This window comes from Nostoc sp. ATCC 53789 (assembly GCF_009873495.1).
Lineage (GTDB): Bacteria > Cyanobacteriota > Cyanobacteriia > Cyanobacteriales > Nostocaceae > Nostoc > Nostoc muscorum_A.
The window spans coordinates 547,315-569,285 of sequence record NZ_CP046703.1 but is presented as its reverse complement, the minus strand read 5'-3'; the positions used below and the strand labels follow the sequence as shown (position 1 = coordinate 569,285).

Genomic DNA, 21,971 nt, shown 5'->3' with positions numbered 1-21,971 from the left:
ATTACCGTTTTGGCATAATCTGCATAATAAAGTATGACAAATAAGACTATACAACACCCAGAACGCTGGACTCGCGACTACATCTTCGACATTCTGCGTCAGATAGGCATTCACTACATTTTTGGTGTACCAGGTACAAACGAAATTCCAATTATTGATGGCACATCATATCCAGAAAATGAAGTCCAATACATTGAATGTTTGCATGAAAACATCGCCATCGGTGCAGCGATGGGTTCGGCACGGATGAGCGGCAAACCAGGCGTTGTTGTTGTCCACGTTACACCGGGTATCGCTCATAGCATCGGTAATCTTTTCAACGCCTGGCGATCGCATGTCCCCTTAGTAATACTTTGTTGCCAGCAGCAAAATGAGTTAGTAACACAAGAGCCACTCTTGGCCTCAAACCTCGTTGATCTGGCACGGCAGTACACGAAATGGGCACATGAGGTTCGGACACCCGAGGAAATTGGGCTGGTTTTACAGCGTGCGTTCAAAGAGGCGATCGCGCCGCCTAACGGTCCAGTGATGGTCGCCATCCCGTGGGAATTTACAATGCGCCACATTGATGCCGAAGATCGGATTCCAGGGATCACGCAGATATCGCCCCATTTCACTGGTGACTCATCAACAATCCAGCAAGCGGCTTTGCTGCTGGCAGAAGCAAGGAACCCGATTATCATTGCTGGTGATGCGGTTGGCTATGCTAATGCTTGGCCAGAGTTACAGGATCTGACAGAACTCCTGGGCGCACCAGTACTACTCCAGACCTTCAGTAGCGTGGCGAATTTCCCCAATGATGACTTCCATTGGCAGGGAGAACTCCCTGGTACCCAATTAGGAATGCAGCAAGTATTTCAGGATCATGATGTTGCCTTTTTCTGCGGCTTCGGTCTTCAAGCTCAGATTACAGTCTTCAAGTATTCCGACGGTCCTCTGATTCCACCCAGTGTTCAGCAGATTTATTTGACGAATAACACCTGGGACATCGGCAAGAACTCTTATAGCCAGGTGGGAATTCTCGGCGATATCAAAACAACACTCCCACTGATCAACAACCTTGTTCGTCAGAATCCCCCGGCAGAGGCGGTAAAGCGCAACGAGAATCTGCGACAACTCAATGTCCAGCGACATCAACAGTGGCAACAATATTTGGAACTAGCACTAACAAAAGATGAGATTTGGGCTGTTGTCATTGCTGACGCGCTCCGCAAGGCGATTCAGGAGCGCGGTCTGGAGAAACAGTTTGTGTACGTCCATGAGGCAGTCTCCGATCCAGCACCGTTCCAGTATTTTCTTCCACTTGGCAATGATGGAGCCGTACCTATTAGCTACTATTGCGTAGCTGGTGGCTCCCTCGGCTGGTCAATGCCTGCTTCTCTGGGAATTAAACTCGAAAGCTTTGGTTGGCAAGGCATCGAGACGCGCCTGGTCGTTAACGCCGTCGGTGACGGCTCATCGCTGTTTTATCCGCAAACTTGGTGGACTGCGGCACACCGCGAACTCGGCATACTCTATATCATTACGAACAATCAGGAATACCAAACACTGCAAAGCGGACTGCAACAGGTTGTCGCTGCATATAGCTCTGCACCTGGCTATGGCTGGAAACCGAAGACTAACGACCCTGAGTATCTGCGAATTGAGAGGCCAAAACTCGACTTTGTAGCTCTGGCGAAGGCCTTCGGTGGTCAAGATGGTGAGATTGTAGAGACTTCCCAGGACGTTAGTTCTGCTGTACGGCGCGGTATCGATTATGTATTGAAGACCCGACGCTCTTATATCCTCGATGTACGAACTGCCAAAGACACGCTTTCAACGCCATTGACCCAGCAGATGTCTGCACGCTATACCGCACAACCGCCACTCAACTTTTTTCATCGTCAGGTGGAAAAATCATTTTTGCGGACGCAGGCTCCTGGCGCAGCGGTGAATGTTCCGATTATTTTTTAAACCAAACACCAATAGAGGATGACAAATCATGGCAGAAATCGATATTGCGATCGTCGGTGGTGGTGTATCAGGCGTTTATAATGCGTGGCGGCTCAAACAAGCCTACCCAGATCAAAATATCGTTGTCTTCGAGGGGAGCAATTACATTGGGGGGCGTTTGCTCTCAGTGCGGCCGCCCGATATTTCAAACATGGTTGCGGAACTTGGGGGGATGCGTATCCTCCCAACAGTGCAACCACTGATCGCAAAGCTCATCGGAGAGCTTAATAAAGTCCTCCCATTAGAGCAGCAGATTGAGTTGTATGATTTTCCGGTCGATCAACCACAAAACATCGCCTATCTCCGTGGTGTCTATCTTCGGCTTTCCGATTTCACTATCAAACCGGATAAAGTGCCGTATCATCTCTCGTTTCTGGAACGTGGTGGTACAGCAGGCAGCATCATCATCAATGCGATTGAGCAGATTGTACCGGGAATCACAAATCCAAAGCTTACTGAATCTCAACGCCGAGAGATGGCGCAGAACGCGAGCTTTGCTGGAACACCGCTATGGAAACAAGGCTTTTGGAACGTGCTAATACGCATCATTAGCGGTGAAGCTTACGAGCTTGGCATCGATGCTGGCGGCTACAACTCAACACTCACTAACTGGAATGCCGCTGATGCAATTCCCTGGTATCTCTCCGATTTTGGCATTGACCCACAATACAAGGGTTTTAAGAAAGGATTTCAGGAGGTACCCAAATCATTAGCGCAGCTTTTCTCCAAAGCTGGTGGCGAAATTCGGCTCAATACTAGGCTCGATGGCTTCGATTGGAAAAACGGCACATTTGAACTGAGCATCGAGGGAGAAACGATCGCGACAAAATCATTGATCCTCGCTATGCCGCGCCGCTCACTCGATCTGCTTGTGCCTACAAGTCCTCCTATGCTGGAGATTCAGCACCTCATCACTAGCGTCACACCGCGCCCACTCTTCAAGCTCTTCACAACCTATACTAACCCGTGGTGGCGTGCAGCAGGCTACACAGACGATGGTAAGTTCATTCCAGTTGAGTCTGGACGAACAGTCACAGACCTGCCAGTGCGGCAAACCTATTACTGGCCCAAGGATGACGGCAAACCAGCCACCGAGGGGCTATCGATGCTGATGGCAAGTTATGATGATGGCACAGACATCGGCTTTTGGGACGGTCTCCGCCCACGACGACATCAGGCTTGGCAAGCGCATCGGCAGGTTGCAGAATTAGTGAAAAATCCATACCTGGGGTCAAGTAAGCAAAAGCTTAACAGCGAATGGGACAAATACGTGGCACCGGCACCGATGGTTGAGGAGGTGGCACGCCAGCTTGGGATCATCCACGGTCTCAACTATACACCGGATGTGCAGAACGCCGCATTCCGCGACTGGGGTGATGACCCGTTTGGCGGTGGATGGAATAGTTGGAATATCGGTGTAAAAAGTTGGGAGGTGAAGCAACAAATTATCCAACCGCTCGGCACTGATTGCTCACTCTACATCTGTGGTGAAGCCTATTCAGACGCTCAGGGTTGGGTTGAAGGCGCACTGCAAACGTCCGACATGGTGCTGGAAAAGTTCGGTATTAGCCCCTTACTGTCTAGTACAGTACAGCGTAAAAAGCAGACTATTAAATAGCCAAAACTTTGCCCTTGTATGTCCACTTAAAAGGTCACGAGAAACGCATCTTATTTACTAATAAAAACTAAATTGACATAGCCAAAACAAGCAATACCCGCGTTCAGTTCTAAAAATACTAAGGAGTCATGATCATGAGTACTAAACCAGAACAAAGTCCATTAAGCTTTGTTGCCCCAATTAAGGCCCCAGTGCTAGAAAACTATAAAGCCCTAAAGGACATTTTAGAAACTGGGACTTTTGGAACAGCACTAGATCAGATTGGCACAGTACATTTTGGACGTTTTATGTTCCTCGAAAAAGTTACGCCAGAATCAGGGGAAGAGTATTATGCTAAATTTGCACTCTTTACTGCCTATGACGGAGATTTTAATAAATATGTTGATGACTTTGTTGCAGTAGTTGGTGACTTTTTCAATGCAGTGTTAGTGCATTTAGAAAATGCTGAGGGGTTAATTCCAGTCCAAAAAGACTCTGAAGCTTTTGCTGACTATATAAAAAAATATAATCAACCAGTAAAAGTTTGGTATAGTGCTTATCCTACTTTAAGTGTGGTTAAAATTCGTCAGCTTGCGTCTAACTGCTAAGAGGTTATCTGGAAAGTGTTTCACTGTGACTTTATGCACTTTTAGATCCCCCCTAACCCTTCGATAAATCGGGGGGAACCGGAATCAAAGTCCCCCAATTAATCGGGTAATTTAGAAGGATCAAAACTTTTGATACTGACAAGAGGACTTTTCAAACATCCTTTAAACTAAAACTTACTTTAGTGGCAACCACACCCCTAGAGTAAATTGTAGTTAATTAATCTGAAAAATTCTATTTGGCAACGCTTTTATTTAGAACTGGACTGAGCAAAAAGGCAGAACATGTAAGATTTTTTGTCGCTAAGTTTAAGGCAATAATTCTCCATTTGTCAAACATCCTACTTCTGAAAATGAGAAAATCTATGACAAATGAAAAAACTCTAACGCAGCTTAACTTTAGTGATATCCAGGGTTATATTATCCGTGGCTATAACATGAACAATGTGCGACATTTTGTTCTATATATTAAAGATGCGAAGGGCGCAAAGAAATTTATTGGTAGCTTGGTAAGCGGTAGTGATGAATCAATTCCTCAGATCACCACTGCTGCATGGTGGGACATAAAACCGAGTTATTGCTTAAATATTGGCTTTACTTTTGAAGGTTTAAACGCTCTCCAATTTGTTGCAGATATTGGTAAATCCTTTTCCGGTTCCAACTACAAATCATTTAGACAAGGTGCTATTGCTCAAGCAACTCAAGTAGGTGATATTGGAGAGAGTGTCCCTGAAAAGTGGAAAGGTGGATTAGGAACATCTAATACTCATGTTTTGCTCTCGCTCTATGCTCAAGATAGTAAGGTGTTAGAGCAGCAATCGGATAAACTGCGATCGCTCTTTAAAGAAGGAGACGCACTTAAAGAGTTATCTTGCTTTGATGGAGCTAAACTTCCTGATGAGAAAGGCCAACCCAGCGATATAGTTCATTTTGGTTACAAAGATGGAATTTCACAGCCGAAAATAGAAGGTGTTCCTACAAAGCGTGGACTTTCAAAATCCCTCGACCCCCAACCTATTATTCCTGCTTATGAGTTTATCCTGCTGGATGATGAAAAAGCTCCTTACTACGTACCGACACCTCCGGAGTTGGGCTTGAATGGTAGTTTTGCTGCTTTTCGAGTCCTAGAACAAGATGTAGCTGGCTTTGAAAAGTTTCTCCAAGAGCAAAAAGATAAAATTGATTCAGACAAACTGGCAGCTAAAATGTGTGGCCGATGGCGCAATGGTGTCCCTCTAGACCTTTCTCCAGATGCTGATCAACTAACCTCTCCTAAAGAATCAATTATTTACGAACAATTTAATAATTTTGATTATTCTGATGATCCACAAGGATATAAATGTCCGATTGGTTCACATATACGACGCACAAATCCTCGTGCGGCAAAAATACAAGGGGTAACAAATATTCACAGACTCATCCGTAGGGGAATTCCCTATGGGTCTCTTTATAATCCTAACTCTCCTAATGATGGCATTGAAAGGGGATTGCTAGGTCTATTCATCTGTGTGAATCTCAAACGTCAATTTGAATTTGTCATGGAAGAGTGGGTGAATAAAGGAGATTTTGCTGGTTTACCTACAGATGTTAAAGCTCCTCTGATTGGTGCTAATGACAATAAAAGTGGTCAATTCGATATTCCTGTCTCCCCAGACAACCCCTCAATCAAGTTGACGGGTTTTGATCGATTCATCACAACCAAAGGAGGAGCTTACTGTTTTATACCTAGTATTACCGCGTTGCAACACATAGCTAGTCATTCAACTAAGTAAGTCGCGGAGAAAATTTATAGTCTTCGTCGAAACAGAAAATAGTTCCACTGAGTAAACTTATTTACTAGTGTTGAGATAATTCCTATGACATTTGTTGATCAAAATTTAGCTACACAGCGACCGAAGAGTCTACAAGACTTTTCTTTACCTCGACGCGAAAATTACTTTCCCTCCCCTGCGGATTGGAGAAATGAAGTGCTTTATTTTCTCTTACCCGATCGCTTTAGCGATGGTAAAGAAGATACACGTCCTCTGCTGAATCGACAGCAACTGAATCTGGCCCGCCCTAGTCTACCGAATGGGCAGTCTTGGCAATTTGATAAATGGGCAGAGTCGGGAGGCGATCGCTGGCAGGGTGGGACACTCAAAGGATTAGAGTCGAAGCTGGATTATTTAAACCAACTGGACATAACAACGATCTGGGTAGGGCCAATTTTTCAGCAACGGGGTCACTTGGATAGCTATCACGGTTACGGCATTCAAGATTTTCTAGAGGTCGATCCTCGCTTTGGGACTCGCCAAGATTTGGTCAGTCTGGTCAATAAAGCCCACGAAAAGAGACTACGCATTATCCTGGATATCATTTTTAACCATTCCGGATCTAACTGGCTCTATGCTCCGGATACTCCTGGGGGAGAATTGGAACCACCTTATACGTCTGGTTGGTATCAGTTTGGCTCATGGCTAGGCGATCGCGGACAACCCATTGCGGTAAAGCCTCAAACGAGCGCAGAAGGAGTGTGGCCAAGGGAACTTCAGGAAGCAGATTGCTACACTCGTGCTGGCAAGGGAGATTTGGGGCGAGGAGACTTGGATGATCCCAATGCCGAATTCCGGCGATCGGACTTTATCACACTACGAGATTTCCAGTTGGAGTATTCCTATCTGTTAGATAACTTAGCCCGATGTTATAAATACTGGATTGCGCTGACGGACTGTGATGGCTTTCGGATTGATACACTCAAGCATGTGACCTATGAACAAGCCCGAAATTTTTGCGGAACTATTAAGGAGTTTGCAGCCAATCTAGGTAAGAGTGACTTCTTTCTAGTGGGAGAAATAGCAGGCGGAGACTATAACCAAGACCGCTATCTGGATGTGGTGGGGCAAAATCTAAACGCTGCTCTGGATATCGCCGAGATGCGGGTAAATCTTAACCTGGTTGCCAAAGGGCTGATAGATCCAAGAGCCTACTTTAACGGGTTTGATCCAGGGAAAGCTGTAATGGGGTCGCATCGGAATATCGGACGGCGGCATGTTTCAATTCTGGATGATCACGATCATGTATTTGGTGAAAAAATCCGCTTTTCCAGTGAAGCTGCATCGGATCATCAGGTGATTGCTGGAGTAGCATTGCAACTGTTTACATTGGGAGTGCCCTGCATTTACGCTGGAACTGAGCAGGCATTGGCAGGCCCAGAACCGTCTGAACGGAGGTGGTTGCCCGACTGGAAGAAATCCGATCGCTATTTACGGGAGGCGATGTTTGGCCCAGAGCATCCCCGACAATCTGGCGTAGCGGGACTGCAAGCTTTAGATCAAAATTTACCTGGTTTCGGGCCATTTGGGACAGCAGGTGCTCATTGTTTCGAGCCAAATCACCCTGCCTATGTCCGAATTAAGGCAATGGCAGCAATCCGTAAGCAGTTCCCAGTGCTGCGATTGGGACGGCAGTATTTGCGACCGATCGCGATTCCCTTCTTAAACTTGCCCTTTGGTGATCACGGACGGAGTGGGGAAATTATCGGTTGGTCACGGGTTTTAGATGATGAAGAGGCGGTTTGTGTGCTGAACAGTCATGGAACGGATAATCGGGGAGCAAGAGTTTTGGTAGATGCCAACCTGAACGCGATTGAAAGTTCAATGACGGTGATTCTGAATACGGCTGAAATGGCAAATCTGCCGGGTTACACAGGTCCTCACAAAGTGGGATCAACAGTGTTGGTGCAGCAACAAGATGGGACTGCCTATGTTGAAATCCAACCGATTTCAGCATCCGAATTTTTGATTCTGACGAATTATCCCTGAGGTCAAGCCGAGGTTTTGCGATCGCAGATGCCAAACAACTGACTGATTTCCCACCAGGAGAATAGGAGGAAACTATGAAGGTGAACAGGAAAAACAGTTATTCTCCTTCGAACCGATTTAAATATCTAGCAAAATCATTATGCGTGTTCATCCTGACTCTCTGTTTTGCGATCGCTGTCTTTCCCACATCAGCACAAGCCAGAGTTATGCAATACCAGAAAAGTAATCCTGCTGATGTGAATCCACTCTCAATACTTTTCGGTTAAGGGGGAAAGGGGAAAGGGAAAGGGTTTGAATTTCCCTTTCCCCATTGCCCTTTAACCGAATGGCACGCTTGTTGATCGCAAAGCCCTGATATAACTTGCTTTTTGAGTGTGGGGAGTGTGGGGAGTGGGGGAAGTGTGGGGAGAAAGAGGAGAAATTGAATAACTGCATATCAACAAATGCTGCATTGCCTCCCCATCCTCCCACACCTCCCACACCTCCCACACCATGCCAGCAAGGAGGTTTCAGCTTTTCTTAGTGCCATTCCCCTTTAACCTTTCCCCAGACCAAAAAAGAGATTATTGGGTTTAACCGAAAAGTATTGAATCCACTCTTATCTGGGATGGTCTATGACTTAGGCGGTGGGGGGCGTGATGTTGATCCGGCAATTCAGTGGATTGGCTTATTCGTCTCAGAAAGCTCCCTCCAGATTTAAAAACAATATGTGTATTCTGTAACTGTTTCTAATAGTCACGCCAGTATGTTCTTAGCAAAGATTTCCTGGTTAACAGCTATGTTTTCTTTGACAAAGTAAGAATTATGTGCACAAACTGAATCATAGCCAAAGGTGAGTCTTCACAAGTTTCTCAACTTCTTATCCTAATGTCAAAAGTAGATCCAGCTTAGTCATTGCTAGCCCTTAAAGACACAGGTGCAAGAAAATGAACAAGAGAAGCTTTGCAACTATAGACGGCAATGAGGCTGTTGCCCAAGTCGTCTATCGACTTAATGAAGTCATTGCGATTTATCCCATTACACCTTCTTCACCAATGGCTGAGTGGGCAGATACTTGGGCTAGTGAAAGCAAACCCAACATTTGGGGTACTGTTCCCTCTGTGGTAGAGATGCAGAGTGAAGGAGGTGTGGCTGGTGCTGTACATGGTGCTTTGCAAACTGGTTCACTGACAACCACATTTACAGCATCGCAGGGATTATTGTTGATGATCCCCAATATGTACAAAATTGCCGGAGAACTCACACCTACAGTATTTCATATTGCCACGCGATCGCTAGCCGCACAAGCTCTCTCCATTTTCGGCGACCACAGCGATGTCATGGCAGCGCGTGGTACTGGTTTTGCTATGTTGTGTGCCGCATCAGTGCAAGAAGCACAAGACTTTGCTTTGATAGCAACACGCGCAACCCTAGAATCACGAATACCCTTTCTCCACTTTTTTGATGGCTTTCGTACCTCCCACGAAATTAACAAAGTAGAAACTTTAACAGAAGATGATTTGCGAGAGTTCATTCCCAATGAATTAGTATTCGCCCATCGTTCACGTGCCCTCACCCCCGATAAACCAGTTTTGCGCGGGACAACACAAAATCCTGATGTCTACTTCCAAGCCAGAGAAACTGTCAATCCTTACTATCTAGCTTGTGCAGATATCACCCAAAAAGTCATGGATGAATTTGCTGCCATGACTGGGCGACAATACCAACTATTTGAATACCACGGCGACTCAGAAGCCGAACGAGTCATTGTGCTGATGGGTTCCGGTTGTGAGGCTGTACATGAAACAGTCAATTACCTCAACGCTAATGGCGAGAAAGTAGGCGTTTTGAAAGTACGACTATATCGCCCTTATGATGCGATGCGATTTGTCACCGCTTTACCAGCAACTACCCGTAGCATTGCAGTTTTAGACCGCACCAAAGAACCAGGCGCATCTGGTGAACCCCTTTACCTTGATGTAGTTACAGCTTTGTATGAAGTATGGGGAACAGGGGAAAAATTAGGATTAGATTCCCCTCTGCCCCTCCGCCCCTCGGTCACTGAGCGTAGCCGAAGTGCTGACTTTCTGCCTCAAGTCGTCGGTGGTCGCTACGGTTTATCTTCTAAAGAATTCACGCCAGCAATGATTAAAGCTGTCTTTGATAACCTGGCTGCGGCTGAACCAAAAAATCATTTTACTATCGGCATTAATGATGATGTCACCTACACCAGTTTGAATTATGACCCTGACTTTAGTATTGAACCAGACACCACGGTAAGGGCGATTTTTTATGGTTTGGGTGCCGATGGAACAGTGGGCGCTAATAAAAACTCAATCAAAATTATTGGAGAAGAAACAAACAATTATGCTCAAGGCTATTTTGTCTACGATTCCAAGAAATCAGGTTCCGTCACAGTTTCGCATCTACGCTTTGGTTCACAATTAATTCGCTCGACCTATTTAATCAGCAAAGCTAACTTTGTTGCCTGTCACCAATGGGAATTTATTGAAAAATTTCCTATTTTGAAAGACATCGTACCAGGTGGAACATTCTTAGTTAATTCTCCTTATGAAAAGGATGAAGTTTGGAATCATCTACCGCCATCAGTACAAGAACAAATTATTCAAAAGCATCTGAAATTTTATGTAATTAATGCCTATAAAGTTGCTCGTCAAGCAGGCATGGCTGGCAGAATCAACACAGTCATGCAGGTTTGTTTCTTCGCTTTATCGGGTGTACTACCACGAGAAGAAGCGATTGCAGAAATCAAAAACTCTATTCGCAAGAGTTACGGCAAGAAAGGCGACGAAATTGTGCAGATGAACCTCAAAGTAGTAGATACCACTTTGGAAAATTTGTTTGAAGTGGGGAATAGGGAATTGGGAATAGGGAATGGGAAAGGAAAACAATCTCCAATTCTTGATGCTGCACCCCCATTTGTCCGTGATGTTCTTGGTAAAATGATTGTCCGTGAAGGGGATGAACTACCTGTTAGCGCTTTACCAGCAGACGGTACTTATCCCACTGGTACAGCGAAATGGGAAAAACGTAACATTGCCCAGGAAATACCCGTTTGGGATACAGATGTCTGCATTCAGTGTGGCAAGTGCATCATGGTATGCCCTCATAGTGTCATCCGTAGTAAAGTTTACGAACCGCAGCAGTTAGAAAATGCACCATTAATGTTTAAGAGTACCAATGCCAAAGACCATGATTGGCAAGGTTTTAAATATACTATCCAAGTGGCAGCAGAAGATTGTACTGGCTGCGGAATTTGCGTAGATGTTTGTCCGGCGAAGAATAAATCAGAACTACGCCGCAAAGCAATCAATATGGAACCGCAAAGACCATTACGTGAACAAGAACGGGAAAATTGGGATTTCTTTTTGAGTATTCCTAATCCAGATAGAAGTCATTTGAAGCTGACTCATATTAACCAACAGCAAATGCAAGAACCATTGTTTGAATTTTCTGGGGCTTGCGCTGGTTGTGGCGAGACACCTTATATTAAGTTAGCAACGCAGTTATTTGGCGATCGCATGATTGTTGCCAATGCCACTGGTTGTTCTTCTATCTATGGCGGTAATTTACCTACCACACCTTGGACGCACAACGCCGCAGGACGCGGGCCAGCTTGGTCAAACTCGTTATTTGAAGATAACGCCGAATTTGGCCTCGGTTTTCGCATTTCGATTGATAAACAAGCAGAATTTGCCGCAGAATTACTCAAATATCTGATAACAGATGTGGGTGAAGAACTGGCAAATAGTATCCTCAATGCCGAACAAAAAGATGAAGCTGATATTTGGGAACAGCGAGAACGAATAGAATTGCTGAAAAAACGGCTAGATGAAATCGTCAATCATCAACCAAACCCCAATCAAAAATCAAAAATTCAAAATCTAAAATCGCTAGCTGATTATTTAGTGAAAAAGAGCGTTTGGATTATCGGTGGTGATGGCTGGGGTTACGATATCGGCTTTGGAGGATTAGATCACGTCTTAGCCAGTGGACACAACGTTAATATTCTCATTCTCGATACTGAAGTTTATTCCAATACAGGTGGACAAATGTCCAAAGCCACTCCCAAAGCCGCTGTAGCCAAATTTGCATCTGGGGGTAAAGCTGCGCCTAAAAAAGACTTGGGTTTAATGGCCATGACTTATGGCAATGTCTATATTGCCAGCGTCGCAATGGGCGCACGAGATGAACACACTCTCAAGGCATTCCTAGAAGCTGAGGCTTATCAAGGCCCATCGCTAATTATTGCCTACAGCCATTGTATTGCCCACGGGATCAACATGAGTACAGCAATGCAGAATCAAAAAGCTGCTGTCGATTCTGGTCAATGGTTGCTGTATCGGTTTAATCCAGACCGCATCAAGCAAGGAGAAAACCCACTACAACTTGATTCACGCACACCAAAGTTACCGCTAGAGCAATATATGTATCTAGAAAACCGCTTCAAGATGTTGACTAAGAGTAACGAAGAAGCGGCACAGCAATTACTTAAAGAAGCTCAAGCAGATGTGAAGACCCGTTGGCAGATGTATCAATACTTAGCTGCAAGAAATTATTGAAAACAGGAGTCATCATAATGGATTTAACTACAACTTATATGGGAATGAAATTGCGATCGCCTTTTGTTCCCTCTGCATCCCCTCTATCAGAGGATATTGACAACATCCAACGCATGGAAGATGCAGGTGCAGCCGCAGTGGTGATGCATTCATTATTTGAAGAACAGTTGCGCCTAGAACGTGATGAACTCCACCATCACCTCACTCAAGGAACTGAAAGTTTTTCTGAAGCCTTAAGTTACTTCCCTAACTCAGCTAGCTTTCGGGTAGGGCCAGAAACTTATTTAGAGCATATCCACAAAACCAAGCAGAAGGTGAGCATTCCAATTATTGCCAGTCTCAATGGCTCATCTGTTGGTGGGTGGACAAACTATGCCAAACAAATTCAGCAAGCGGGAGCAGACGCGCTGGAATTGAATATTTATTATGTCCCTACTGATATGGAACTAACAAGCAATGAAATTGAGCAAACCTATATTAATATTCTTTGTGCAGTCAAAGCAGCAGTAACTATCCCCGTAGCAGTCAAACTCAGCCCGTACTTCACCAATATGGCAAATATGGCAAAACGTTTGGATGAGGCGGGTGCTGATGCTTTAGTACTATTTAACCGCTTTTACCAGCCGGATATTAATCTCAATCTCCTTGATGTTGAACCCAATGTACTGTTAAGTACACCGCAATCAATGCGATTACCTCTGCGATGGATTGCCATTCTCTATGGTCGTATTCATGCTGATTTGGCAGCAACAAGTGGTATTCAGAGGGGTGATGATGCGTTAAAAATGCTCATGGCTGGTGCCAAGATTACGATGCTTTGCTCGGCACTGTTACGAAATGGGATCAACCACATTAGAGTCATCGAGCAGGAAATGCGCGAATGGATGCAAAAACATGAATATGAATCAGTCCAACAAATGCAGGGGAGTATGAGTCAAAAGCATTGTCCAAATCCCAGCGCTTTTGAACGTGCCCAATATATGCGCTCTCTTGCCACTTATAAACCTGAATGGGCAACAATTCACGACACTTCCTATTACTTCGGGTGACATACTCGCGCTTCCTGAGTACAGGTAAGCGCGAGCTTCTCAGAGACTCTTCAATGAAGACATTATCTGAGCTTTTAAGGCGTGTGCCCCACGCGCTTTTATATTCAGGCTTGCATTCAGATCCCTACACAAACTAACCTTGCAATTAGGGCAATTATGCGTTCTTTCTGATAGTGGCTTTATTACCTTAGTGCCACAATTAGAGCATTCTTGGCTTGTGCCGTTTGGATTTACAGCAACAACTTTCAGTCCAGCGTTTTCGGCTTTGACTGTCAGTATCGAAATAAATTGTCCCCAACCAGCATCGTTTACACTTTTAGCAAGTCGTGATTTAGCCAGTCCTTTGATGTTCAGTTTTTCTACTGCGATAACATCATACTTTTTGAGTAAGTTGTTAGCAGCCTTGAAATGAAAATCTTTACGGGTATCCGCTACTTTTTTATGCTGGATACCTAACTTTCTAATAGCTTTTTTACGACGATTAGAGCCTTTTTTGCGTCTTGATACTCTTCTCTGCGCTGACTTTAATTTTCGTTCAGCTTTGCGAAGATATTTTGGTGCAGCAATTCTAGTATTGTCAGAGGCAACATAAAAATCTATCAGCCCAACATCAATTCCGACAATATTGTTAGTGTCAAAATCCGGTTTGACCGTCGGTACAGTTTTATCTTCTAAGCTCAGAGTTACATAATATCCATCAGCTTTTTTGGTAACAGCTACAGTTTTAATGTCAAACCCTTCCGGCATTTGACGATGAACAATTACTTTTACAGCACCTATTTTTGACAATGTTATTTTATCGTTTTCAAAATGCTCCTTTTTGAATTGTGGATACGTAAAAGTTTTATACTGCCCTTTACCTTTGAGTCTAGGTTTACCGCTACGATTGCCAGTATTATCACCTTTTAGCCAACGATCAAAAGCTAATTCAACTTTTTTAGGAACTTCTTGTAGAACTTGAGAATGAATGCTTTTGTACCAAGGTCTGTCTTTTTTTAGTTGGGTTAGCGTTGCCTGTTGACTAAAGCGATTAGGCTTATCTTTTAACTCTGGGATATGACAAAGAACAAGTGAGCATCTATCTATAGGGCATCTGTTTTGCTCATACCAATCAAACCTCTGAGCAAGCTGATAATTATACTGACATCGCAGCATATCTAATGTTTTATCAATATGCAATGCTTGTTCTTTCGTTGGTTTTAATCGGTACTGATAAGAGATTCTCACTTATTCGATCAATTAAGTGTTGCTTTTTTAGCATACACTGACTTAGGCATAATATGAAAGATGATTTTGTTTCAAAAGGAAGGTCTATTAGCGACATGAAAGTACATTTAGTGCTGGTTACTAAATATCGGCGTAAAGCATTTACATCCGAGATGCTAAGTAAACTAAATACTGTAATGCAAGAATTGCTAGAAAAGTGGGATTGTAAACTGGTAGAATTTAATGGTGAAGATGACCATGTACATTTACTTTTTCAATATCATCCAGATGTTGAATTGAGCAAATTAGTAAATATTTTGAAGTCTGTATCATCTAGAAAACTCCGGCAAGAATTTGCAGAACACCTAGAAAGTTTTTACTGGAAAGATGTGTTCTGGAGCGGTTCTTATTTTGTTGCTAGTTGTGGTGGTGTTACCGTATCAACTCTTAGAAAATACATTGAAGCGCAAGAATCACCCGCAGAATAAACGTAAGAATTTGTTCGTTTCCTCCATGTCCTCTTCCTTGATTTCGCCTACGCTCAATATCGGTCAGAGGACAGTCGTCAACTCACACAGCATTCATCCCACACTCCTAAAAGTGAGATGTGGGACTTCTGCTGAAATTAGTTAAAAGTTTAACGTGTCGCGGAAGTCCCCACCCGTGACTTCGAGTTGAGGGTGGGCATAGGGTAGCGGACGACGATTAACACATTTACCCCTGCTCCCTGCCCCCTGCCCCCTGCTCCCCTGCCTCTTTTTCAATTACCTTCTTCCGCACTTGCTATTTCTAAAAGAGTCTTCAATACGGAGTCAGGGTTAAGACTGATAGAATCAATACCTTGCTGAACCAGAAATTGGGCAAATTCTGGATAGTCGCTCGGTGCTTGACCACAAATACCAATTTTACGTCCGTGCTTTTGAACTGTGGCTATGGCTTTGGCAATCATCAGCTTCACCGCTTCATTCCGTTCATCAAATAAATGCGCTACTAATTCCGAATCTCTATCTACTCCTAATGTCAATTGTGTCAAGTCATTCGAGCCAATTGAGAAACCATCAAAGATTTCACAAAACTCATCTGCTAATTGCACATTACTAGGTAACTCGCACATCACATAAACTTGTAAACTGTTTTCTCCCTGCACCAAACCATGCTTGGCCATCTCTGATAGCACACGCCGACCTTCTTTGGGAGTCCGACAAAATGGCACCATTAAAATTACATTAGTTAAACCCATGCGATCGCGCACATTTTTCATCGCTAGACATTCTAAAGCGAAGCCTTCACGATAGCGTTCATCGTAGTAACGCGAAGCACCACGCCACCCCAACATCGGGTTTTCTTCTTGGGGTTCAAACTGCTTGCCACCCAAAAGGTTAGCATATTCGTTACTCTTGAAGTCTGACAGGCGCACAATTACAGGTTTGGGATAAAAAGCAGCTGCGATCGTGCCAATACCTTGAGTTAGTTTATCGATAAAGTATGCCGCTTTATCTTTGTATTGGGCAGTTAACTCAGCAATCTGAGATTTTGCAAACTCATCTTCTAATTTATCAAAGTGAATTAACGCCAGTGGATGCGTTTTAATATGATTAGCAATAATAAATTCCATCCGCGCTAATCCAACTCCATCATTAGGGATAGCGGCATAACTCAATGCTTCTTCTGGATTACCCACATTCATCATAATTTTGGTACCAGTGTGGGGCAAATTTTCCAATGCTAATTCTTTCACTTCATAAGGTAATAAACCTTGGTAAACTTTGCCCGTTTCGCCTTCTGCACAAGAAACAGTAATTTCTTGTCCTGTTTTCAAAACGGTGCTGGCATTACCACAACCAACTATTGCCGGAATACCTATTTCTCTAGCAATAATTGCACTATGGCAAGTACGCCCACCTTGATTAGTGATAATTGCACTAGCACGTTTCATGATTGGTTCCCAGTCAGGATCGGTGCGATTTGTGACTAGCACTTCTCCAGGCTGAAACTGGTCAATTTGCTGCACATCCAGAATAACTCTGGCTTTACCTTGACCAATCATTTCACCCACACTCCGCCCTGTACTCAACACTTCACCTTTTTGTTGTAATTGATAAGTGCGGAGAACATTTTTTGATTTCTGAGATTGTACTGTTTCGGGACGCGCCTGCACGATAAAAAGTTCATTGGTAATCCCGTCCTTGGCCCACTCAATATCCATTGGTGTGTAGACACCACGAACTTTTGAGTAATGTTCTTCAATCAGACAACAAGCTTGGGCTAGTTGTAAAATTTCTTCATCACTAAGGGCATATTTTAAGCGATCGCTAACAACAACACTTATATTTTTGGTCAATTTCGATCCGCCGACATCGTAGACCATCTTGATTTCTTTTGTACCCAGGCGTTTTTCTAAAATTGGGCGATATCCCTGCTTAAGTGTAGGTTTAAATACTAAGTACTCGTCTGGATTGACCGCTCCCTGTACTACATTTTCTCCCAAACCATAAGCAGCAGTAATCAGTGCTACATCTTGAAAACCTGTCTCAGTATCAATTGAGAACATCACACCAGATGTTGCTAGGTCAGAACGCACCATTTTTTGTACGCCTACTGAGAGGGCTATACTAAAGTGGTCAAAACCTTTGATTTCCCGGTAAGAAATAGCACGATCAGTATAGATCGAAGCAAAGCACTTGTGACAGGCTTCTAGTATAGCTTGTAACCCGTGGACATTAAGGTATGTTTCTTGCTGTCCGGCAAAGCTAGCATCAGGTAAGTCTTCTGCTGTGGCACTAGAACGGACTGCAACATCTGTGTTTGTGCCATATTGTTTTTCAAGGTCTTGATAAGCTTGGGTAATTGCTTGTTGCAATTCTAGGGGAAATGGAGTTTGCAGTATTAAAGACCGTGCTTGCTGACCAATAAAATGGAGATTGTTCATATCTTCTACATTTAAATTGGCAAACAATTGCTGCAATTTAGGTTCCAAACCAGCACAAGAGATAAAGTAGCGATAAGCGTAAGCTGTAGTGGCAAATCCTGTGGGAACTTTAATGCCTTTGGGTACAAGCTGTTGAATCATTTCTCCCAAAGAAGCGTTTTTGCCACCCACTAGGGGTATATCAGCAATTCCAACTTCGCTTAAAGGTAATACCAAGTCTTTGTCTTGGGAAAGTTGATGATTAGTTTGTTGATTAACTAGTGCTTCTGGCATGGAAAATTTCCTTTTATCAAGCTAATCACGAGGGTTATAGTCGTCTCATACTTATGGTTATAGAAAGATTATTTGAGGAACTTGTGAGGGTATAGCTAAATAATTTACAGAGAAATACTGCAAATATCAAATATAGGTAAGTAGCCAATACTTTTCGGATAAACCCAACAATCTCTCTTTTGGTCTGGGCAAAGCTTATTGGGTTTGGGGTAAAGGTAAATTTAAACCCTTTCCCTTTCCCCTTTCCCCCTTAACCGAAAAGTATTAGGTAAGTAGCTATGCTTAATTTACAAAGGTAGCTTTAAGTAAAAAATACTACCTGATCCTATTTTACTTTCAACCCAAATTTGCCCGTTGTGTTGTTCTACTATATTGCGACAAATAGCTAGACCTAAACCTGTTCCACCTTGCTTGCGAGAATCAGAAGCATCCACTTGATGAAACCGCTCAAAAATAGATTCTAACTTGTTAGCAGGAATACCTCTACCTTGGTCTTGTACCTTCAATAACACATCTGAGGTTTGGCCATCTTTTCCTTTAATTTCTTCTACTGCTATTGATACAGTAGACCCTTGAGGTGAAAACTTAATTGCGTTACTCAGCAAATTAGTTAGTACTTGAATAATCCGATCTTTGTCAACTGTTAAGTTAATATTTTGAGGTAAGGCTAACAGATTTATGCCTGCATTGTTAGCCATTATTTGCATTAATTCTGTAGCTTCTGTTAATAAGTCAGCAGCATTAACTTGTTTTTTATTTAAAGTAATTTTTCCAGATTGCAATCTTTCTAAATCTAAAATATCATTTACTAACCTGACTAAGCGTTCAGAGCTTTCTGAAACAATTTGAATGATGCGTTTACCCTTGTCAGAATCAAGTTTTACCAAACCAGTTTTCAATAAGCTTAAACCTCCTTGAATTGAAGTCATGGGTGTACGTAATTCGTGACTAACAACTGAGATAAACTCATTCTTAATTTTTTCTAAAGCATAGCGTTGGGTGATATCTTCACCAATACTCATAGTACCTATTATTGCGCCTTGTGAATCTTGTAGTATTGTATTGTTCCAGGCAATTACGCGTTCTTCTCTAGATTTAGTAATAATTTCGTTCTGGTAGTGAGAATGCAATTCTTGCTCTAACGTTTCTACAAAAATCTTTTGGATATTATCTTGCTGATATTGCGGTATAAAATTGGCAATCCACTCTTTACCTAAAATTTCTTCTTGGGTATACCCACTCAATTCTAAAAAGAAAGGATTAACGTATTCAACTTTCCCTGTCTTATCCAGTCCAATAACTAACAACTGCACATTTTCTAATAAGCTACGCCAACGGCGGTTTGCTTCACGTAGTTGAGCTTCAATTTTTGTTTGTTGGTTAATAGTTGCTGTTAGAATATTGATTAATCTATGCAAGTGTGTATTTGCTTGAGATAATTCAGCAGTTCGTTCTACAACTTTAATTTCTAATTCTGCTTTTGCTTGCTGCAAAGCTGCTTGTGCTTGCTTGCGTTGGGTAATATCCAAACAAGTACCAAGCATTCGTAATGCTGTACCTTCATCGTCATAGATACATTCTCCTTTAGCTCCAATCCAGTGAATGCTAGCATCAGACCAAACAACTCTGTATTCCACATAATATTCAGATTTATTGTCTTTGGCACCCATTACTGCTTGGTGAACTGCTTCTCTATCCTCAGGGTGGACGTAGGTGAGAAAAGCTTCATAGCTACTTGTAAACGTACCTGGAGTTATACCAAATAATTGCTCTTGACGACTTGACCACTTGAGATGGTTAGTAAAAATATTCCAATCCCAAGTTCCTATTTGTGCTGCTTCTAAAGCTAACCTTAACCGTTCTTCACTTTCCTGCAAAGCAATCTCAGTCTGTTTTTCTTTAGTTATTTCTTTTAAAAAAATTGATATACCTCCTACAGAAGGATAAATGCGCTTTTGAAACCAGCGTTGGCTTGATGGATAAAATTTTTCTACTTGAAGAAAACTTTGTTCATTTAAAGCTTGTAAATAATCATTATAAGAATTCTGACTAAGTAAATCGGGAGATTCTTGCCAAATATTTTTACCAATTAAATCCTTTGCTTTCTTCCCGACAATTTCTGCTGCTTTTTGATTAACGTATGTATAGCACCAATTAACATCAATTGCTACAAAAGCATCACTAATACTCTCTAATATATTAAATAAACGATTTTTGTTTGCTTCCGCTTCTGCACAAGCCGCTTGTTCACGGATTATCATCTGTGCTATTCTTTCTTCTGCTTGCTTGCGCTCTGTGATATTCGTTAGGGTCACTACACTACCAATAATTTGGTTGTCTAAATTTAATAATGGAGTAGCACTCAACAATAAATTGAATTTGCTACCATCTTGGCGGGTTAATAATACTTCTACTCCTTGGAAACATTGACCTTGTAGCAAGCTAGATAGTGAAAATACTTCTTGCTTTTGCTGGCAATTTGCTGATTTGTCAAGAAATAAACATTTTTCTATATTTTGATAGCCATTACAATAACTACATTGCAGTGGAAACGACAAATCAAATTGTTGAAATAATGGATTATTACCACATAATTTCTGTGCTACTTGATTGGCGCGAATAATTTGCCAACTGCGATCGCATACAACGATTGCTTCGCCTGCTTGTTCCAGAATAGAATTTGCTAGTCTTTCATCTGCTACAATTTCCGCATTACGTTTTTGCTCGGTTAAGTCGGTTACTATTATGCAAGTAACGGCTATGTCGTCTATTTGCAATGGTTTAAAAGACAAATAAACAGGTATTTGAGTCTCATCCTCAGCAATTAAGTAAACTTCTCCTCGACAAAATACCTGTCTTGCTTGCTGAAATAATCCTTGAAATACCTGTTTTTCTTGTGGCGCTATGTAATCCTCAAAGTTAGAGCCGATTACTTTCTCTAGTGGCTTTTTGAGCATTACCGCTAACGGATGATTACAGTAAAGAATTGTTCCACAATTGTCTATCGTCACAGTGCCTTCATACATCTCTTGCAAAAAAGCACGGTAAGGATAATCAGCATCTTGCAAAGTAAAAATTCGTTCTTCTTGAGCGCTAGATACAACTAAAGCATCTACCTTACCCATTCTGATAGCTCTAAAAGTCTCTTCTAATACTTGTACTTGATTACGTAGAGCTATATTTTCTAGTTCAAGTTCTTGGCGTGTCTTCACTGCAATCATCCTAAACAAATTTATAATCTGTAATAGCCTGCGGTGAGCCGTACTCTCCGAGAAGCCTCTCTGCGATCGTCTATATAATATAGCAATCCGCTTTGATTTTTTAACTTACTTGCGTGGAAAGGCGATAGGAAATAGGAAAGAAGGATTTTCTTTATTCATATCTCACCGAAATGCTTATTTGAGAGTAATCACAACATTAGGAGCTAGTATTTCCAATAAAAACTAACTCTAAAAATTATCTCAGTGATATTTGCTTATAGCGGTTCTTGCTTGGGTGCAGTACAGTTTTTACCTCTCTCCTTTTAGGAGAGAGGCTTTGAATTATTACTCCCCTTCCCTTCAAGGGAAGGGGCTGGGGGTTAGGTCTGTATTACATGCAATTGGGAACCGCTATATACTAATTTATAGAAAGTTTGTGAGGATTTTATGAAGGTGTATAATCTTTTGTCAAAACCAATAGATTATGTGAATTAGTGGTAATTTAAAATGGCTATCATCTTCAACAAAGCTGTTGCGTTAACTCAGATGCGATTGTAGTGCTGCCCCAAAATGCTCTAATAATAAATATCTGACACAATTACTGCCTTGCGACTATCAGAATTCTCCAAATAAATTCATTTACAGGAAAAAAGCCTCATCTTTATTAACCTAATTCTACTAATTAGCAAATTGGGAAGAATATTGAGGCATGAGATATTTATACGTCGATTTATATTGTATTTGTTTAAATTTTACCT

General features: G+C 42.4%; 11 protein-coding genes. 8 read left to right on the top strand and 3 right to left on the bottom strand.

The annotated features are described in order from the left end of the window. The first annotated feature begins 33 nt into the window (after window positions 1-33). From GJB62_RS02085 to GJB62_RS02050, 7 genes are all read left to right on the top strand, one after another. A complete protein-coding gene (locus GJB62_RS02085) occupies window positions 34-1,953 on the top strand; it encodes a thiamine pyrophosphate-binding protein (protein WP_114084423.1) in 1,920 nt (639 codons plus the stop codon). A gap of 28 nt (window positions 1,954-1,981) precedes the next feature. Then, window positions 1,982-3,610, top strand: coding sequence for an FAD-dependent oxidoreductase (locus tag GJB62_RS02080; RefSeq protein WP_114084422.1), 1,629 nt, complete (start codon window positions 1,982-1,984; stop codon window positions 3,608-3,610). 134 nt (window positions 3,611-3,744) lie between these two features. Then, window positions 3,745-4,197, top strand: coding sequence for a hypothetical protein (locus tag GJB62_RS02075; protein WP_114084421.1), 453 nt, complete (start codon window positions 3,745-3,747; stop codon window positions 4,195-4,197). Window positions 4,198-4,559: 362 nt separating this feature from the next. Continuing rightward, window positions 4,560-5,966 carry a Dyp-type peroxidase gene (locus GJB62_RS02070; RefSeq protein ID WP_114084420.1) on the top strand — a complete coding sequence of 469 codons (1,407 nt, stop codon included), beginning with the start codon at window positions 4,560-4,562 and terminating at the stop codon, window positions 5,964-5,966. An 84-nt stretch (window positions 5,967-6,050) separates the two neighbouring features. Beyond that, entirely contained in the window at window positions 6,051-7,994 is a 1,944-nt protein-coding gene (locus GJB62_RS02065) for an alpha-amylase family glycosyl hydrolase (RefSeq protein ID WP_114084419.1), read from the top strand. A 926-nt stretch (window positions 7,995-8,920) separates the two neighbouring features. Next, window positions 8,921-12,556 carry a pyruvate:ferredoxin (flavodoxin) oxidoreductase gene (gene nifJ, locus GJB62_RS02055; RefSeq protein WP_114084417.1) on the top strand — a complete coding sequence of 1,212 codons (3,636 nt, stop codon included), beginning with the start codon at window positions 8,921-8,923 and terminating at the stop codon, window positions 12,554-12,556. A 17-nt stretch (window positions 12,557-12,573) separates the two neighbouring features. Next, window positions 12,574-13,605, top strand: a complete 1,032-nt coding sequence (locus GJB62_RS02050) for a dihydroorotate dehydrogenase-like protein (RefSeq protein WP_114084416.1) — start codon at window positions 12,574-12,576, stop codon at window positions 13,603-13,605. A 39-nt stretch (window positions 13,606-13,644) separates the two neighbouring features. Here the strand turns inward: GJB62_RS02050 and GJB62_RS02045 are convergent, their stop codons facing one another. Continuing rightward, window positions 13,645-14,832, bottom strand: coding sequence for an RNA-guided endonuclease TnpB family protein (locus tag GJB62_RS02045; protein WP_114084415.1), 1,188 nt, complete (start codon window positions 14,830-14,832; stop codon window positions 13,645-13,647). Window positions 14,833-14,885: 53 nt separating this feature from the next. On the opposite strand from GJB62_RS02045, the gene tnpA reads away from it, so the two are divergent. Next, window positions 14,886-15,299 (top strand): IS200/IS605 family transposase, encoded by a 414-nt coding sequence (gene tnpA, locus GJB62_RS02040; RefSeq protein WP_114084414.1) that lies wholly within the window; start codon window positions 14,886-14,888, stop codon window positions 15,297-15,299. 272 nt (window positions 15,300-15,571) lie between these two features. Here tnpA and ppsA read toward each other — a convergent pair whose 3' ends face one another. Continuing rightward, a complete protein-coding gene (ppsA, locus tag GJB62_RS02035) occupies window positions 15,572-18,013 on the bottom strand; it encodes a phosphoenolpyruvate synthase (protein WP_114084413.1) in 2,442 nt (813 codons plus the stop codon). A gap of 287 nt (window positions 18,014-18,300) precedes the next feature. Beyond that, window positions 18,301-21,225: a PAS domain S-box protein gene (locus tag GJB62_RS02030; protein ID WP_147262557.1), complete on the bottom strand. Its 2,925-nt coding sequence runs from the start codon at window positions 21,223-21,225 to the stop codon at window positions 18,301-18,303. Between the last annotated feature and the right edge of the window lie 746 nt (window positions 21,226-21,971).

Excerpts from the sequence above, each read along its gene's own strand:
- GJB62_RS02070 (WP_114084420.1), top strand. The coding sequence starts at position 4,560 with ATGACAAATGAAAAAACTCTAACGCAGCTTAACTTTAGTGATATCCAG.
- GJB62_RS02085 (WP_114084423.1), top strand. The coding sequence starts at position 34 with ATGACAAATAAGACTATACAACACCCAGAACGCTGGACTCGCGACTAC.
- ppsA (WP_114084413.1), bottom strand. The coding sequence starts at position 18,013 with ATGCCAGAAGCACTAGTTAATCAACAAACTAATCATCAACTTTCCCAA.
- GJB62_RS02050 (WP_114084416.1), top strand. The coding sequence starts at position 12,574 with ATGGATTTAACTACAACTTATATGGGAATGAAATTGCGATCGCCTTTT.
- GJB62_RS02075 (WP_114084421.1), top strand. The coding sequence starts at position 3,745 with ATGAGTACTAAACCAGAACAAAGTCCATTAAGCTTTGTTGCCCCAATT.
- nifJ (WP_114084417.1), top strand. The coding sequence starts at position 8,921 with ATGAACAAGAGAAGCTTTGCAACTATAGACGGCAATGAGGCTGTTGCC.
- tnpA (WP_114084414.1), top strand. The coding sequence starts at position 14,886 with ATGAAAGATGATTTTGTTTCAAAAGGAAGGTCTATTAGCGACATGAAA.
- GJB62_RS02065 (WP_114084419.1), top strand. The coding sequence starts at position 6,051 with ATGACATTTGTTGATCAAAATTTAGCTACACAGCGACCGAAGAGTCTA.
- GJB62_RS02080 (WP_114084422.1), top strand. The coding sequence starts at position 1,982 with ATGGCAGAAATCGATATTGCGATCGTCGGTGGTGGTGTATCAGGCGTT.